Here is a 3,561-nt window from a genome sequence, read left to right on the forward strand (position 1 = left end):
AGCATATGCTACTCAGTTGGCGGCGTGTGGTAACCCAGAGTCGGCGTTGGTTATCAGGTATACCGCCGTTTTGGTTGTGCTGTTGGCTGAATTCTCCTCAATGTAATGAGACTGTACGTTGGTTTATTCGAACCCCTCAGGATGCAGAGGTGCAGTCAGCTACGGGATTAGACGACTTTGCACCTTTCTCTTCCGAAGAGCGCCCGGCTCGCCATTCTCATCTAACACATGCAGTGTGGTTAGATAATTTACTGGGCTGGCTGAAGAAGGTGCAAGGCGATACCGAACGCCATGCTCCGCCTCTTTTCTCTGCTTTACGGGTTGTGTGTTTCACCTCATTAGCGGTTTACGAAAATAATCTGTGGCAACGGCATATCACTGCTCAAACAACGCTTTCTCCTGCGGCATCAGCAGCGCCCGTACTGCTGCCTTTTCCTGATTTAGCGTTGCCTTTTTTATCCCGCCGCCGGGCACTGACAGCATTTCAACGAACGCTGGGCGTAAGCGGTCTGCTATGCGGCATTTTTGTCGGGCTGGCGATGACGTGCAGCTTTATCAATAACCAACATCTCATCAGGATCACAAACGATCATCTGATGTTATACCGCCATCTTACTGGCAATCCTGTCGAGCCAAAGATTCAGGCCCAGGAACAGCTTCGTCGTGATGCACAGCGGCTTGATCGCTGGTATCAGCGTGGTGAGCCCCTTTCTCTTTCAATGGGATTGTATCAGGGGATGAGATTGATCCCGCCTTTGCAGGCCGCCATCAGCGACTGGCTGCCAACTGAAAAACCGAAAGTGGCCTCCCCGCATACCGTTCGACTGGACAGTATGTCGCTGTTTGATACGGGCGAATGGGCGTTAAAAGCGGGTTCAACAAAAGTACTCATTCGAGCTTTGGTCAATATCAAAGCCAAGCCCGGTTGGCTGATAGTCATCGCCGGGCATACCGATGATGTGGGTGACGATAAATCTAATCAGCAGCTCTCTCTCAAACGCGCGGAATCTGTTCGCGACTGGATGCGTGATACCGGTGACGTCGCGGAGAGCTGTTTTGCTGTTCAGGGTTACGGCGAATTACGTCCCTACAAAACCAACGATACGCCGGAGGGGAGGGCTGCCAACCGCCGTGTAGAGATCAGTCTGGTACCGCAGGCTGATGCCTGTCGGGTGTCGGGCATGAAGGAACCGTCACCGCAAGGCGGTGACGCATTAACGAAGTAAAAATGGAGAAAGAGTTATGGCAATTCCAGTCTACCTTTGGCTGAAAGACGACGGCGGTGCGGATATTAAGGGCTCTGTTGATGTGAAAGACCGTGTGGGCAGTATCGAAGTAGTGGCTCAGGAACATAACCTGTACATCCCTACCGATAACAACACCGGTAAGTTGACCGGGACGCGCATCCATACCCCGTTTCTTTTCACTAAGGAAATCGATGCTTCCAGCCCGTATCTGTACAAGGCTGTAACCACTGGTCAGACCCTGCGTCAGGCAGAGTTCAAATGGTATCGCATCAATGATGCTGGTCAGGAAGTGGAATACTTCAACACCACTCTGCATAACGTGAAAGTGGTGAAAGTAAATCCTGTGATGTACGACATCAAAGATCCGGCTAAAGAGAAGCATAACCACCTGGAACAGATTGAACTGCGCTACGAGAAGATCGTCTGGACATATAAGGATGGCAACATTATCCATTCTGACGCCTGGAACGAGCGTACCACCGCGTAACGCACTAACGGATGAGGATTTCCTCATCCGTTTTTTTATGCCCTCTGCTGAGTATCCGGCGCGGGGATTTAGCAGAGAGTATCAACGTCACTATTACCTTATGGGCATTGGGTTACGGCCACGGGCGGTAGCGTGCCTGAATACAGGGAGTCAGGAAGCAAATGGAACACCAGTCAGCAGTGTTATTACGACGTCTCAACCCCTATTGTGCTCAGGCGCTTGAAGCGGCGGCATCGTTATGCCAAACGCGTGCGCATGCAGAAATCACACCTGAACACTGGTTACTGAAGCTATTGGAACAGGGAGAGGGCGATATTACTGTCATTGCACGTCGTTATGAATGGGATATCGACAATCTCTGGCAGTCGCTGCTGGCGCATCTGGATGTTCAGCCTCGTTCCGTAAAAAGCCGCCCGCAGTTGTCTGATGTACTCCTCTCTTTAATGCAACAAGCGTGGCTGTGTGCAGCAACGGATGAAAATTCGCAGATACGTGGTGTGCATCTGCTGATGGCGCTGGTGGGAAAGCCTTCGCTACTGAAGTGTGACGGCATGTGGCCTCTTCTGAGCGCAGGACATACTCAACTGGAACGGCTCCTGCCGCTATTAAATGTTCAGTCGGATGAACGTCCTGAAAGACAGCAAGAGGCCGCTCTGGCACAGTTTACCTCTGATGATGAACCGGGGCGAAATCTGGCCCAGTCGACTTTGTCGCCCGCATTACAAGGTGTGCTCGATAAATTTACATTAGACGTGACCGCGAAAGCGCGTGCCGGTGATATCGATCCGGTATTTGGTCGTGATAATGAAATTCGGCAAATGGTGGATGTGCTATCTCGTCGTCGAAAAAACAATCCAATTCTGGTTGGGGAACCCGGCGTCGGCAAGACCGCTTTGGTGGAGGGGCTGGCGCTGCGTATTGCTGAAGGTAACGTGCCGGATAGCCTGAAATCAGTAACCTTACGTACGCTGGATCTTGGGCTGTTGCAGGCAGGTGCTGGAGTGAAAGGTGAGTTTGAGCAGCGATTAAAAAATATCATTGATGCCGTTCAGCAATCGCCAACTCCTGTTCTGCTCTTTATCGATGAAGCACACACCATCATTGGGGCCGGTAATCAGGCGGGGGGAGCTGATGCAGCCAACCTGCTAAAACCCGCTCTGGCCAGAGGTGAATTGCGAACCATCGCAGCGACCACATGGAGCGAATATAAACAGTATTTTGAGCGTGATGCTGCGCTGGAGCGGCGTTTTCAGATGGTTAAAGTGGATGAACCGGATGATGACACTGCCTGTTTAATGCTGCGTGGTCTGAAATCACGCTATGCAGAACACCATGGCGTTCATATCACCGACGAAGCGGTTAAAGCCGCTGTTATGCTCTCTCGCCGCTATCTTACCGGGAGGCAATTACCCGACAAAGCCGTCGACCTGCTGGATACCGCAGGTGCAAGAGTACGGATGTGCCTTGATACCGTTCCTGAACCCCTTACGCGCTTGAAGTCGGAGATCACCGCGCTTGAAATTGAAAAACAGGCGTTGCTTGCAGACCTCGCAGTAGGAAATGGTCAGTATGATGAAAGGCTGGCCAGCATTGAACAGCATGAAAATCGCCTGCTTGTCGAGCTTGATGAACTGGAAACCCAGTATGGCCAGGAAATAGCGCTCACTGAGCAACTGCTGACCAGCCGCCGTGATATTTCTCGTCAGGCGGAAACGATTGAATTGCAGCAACAGCTTAGTGTGCTTCAGCAGGGCCATCCTTTACTGTTTCCGGATGTAGACGCGCGCACAGTAGCTACGGTGATCGCCGACTGGACCGGTGTACCGT

3 protein-coding genes are annotated in these 3,561 nt (G+C 51.8%); all 3 read left to right on the forward strand.

Annotated elements, in window-relative coordinates; genetic code table 11:
• Positions 1-149 precede the first annotated feature (149 nt).
• On the forward strand, positions 150-1,226 hold the full coding sequence (locus KQJ19_RS24250; RefSeq protein ID WP_346011609.1) for an OmpA family protein: 1,077 nt from the start codon (positions 150-152) through the stop codon (positions 1,224-1,226).
• A gap of 16 nt (positions 1,227-1,242) precedes the next feature.
• Positions 1,243-1,734 (forward strand): type VI secretion system tube protein TssD, encoded by a 492-nt coding sequence (tssD, locus tag KQJ19_RS22895; protein WP_003024437.1) that lies wholly within the window; start codon positions 1,243-1,245, stop codon positions 1,732-1,734.
• A gap of 161 nt (positions 1,735-1,895) precedes the next feature.
• The coding region (locus tag KQJ19_RS22900; RefSeq protein ID WP_216404217.1) for an AAA family ATPase at positions 1,896-3,561 on the forward strand (1,666 nt) is incomplete at its 3' end.

Source organism: Citrobacter sp. S46_ASV_140, from assembly GCF_018919545.1.
In the GTDB taxonomy this organism is placed as follows: Bacteria; Pseudomonadota; Gammaproteobacteria; order Enterobacterales; family Enterobacteriaceae; genus Citrobacter; species Citrobacter braakii.

What these genes read in the sequence shown, in the direction of transcription:
- tssD (WP_003024437.1), top strand. Translation starts at nt 1,243, where the DNA reads ATGGCAATTCCAGTCTACCTTTGGCTGAAAGACGACGGCGGTGCGGAT.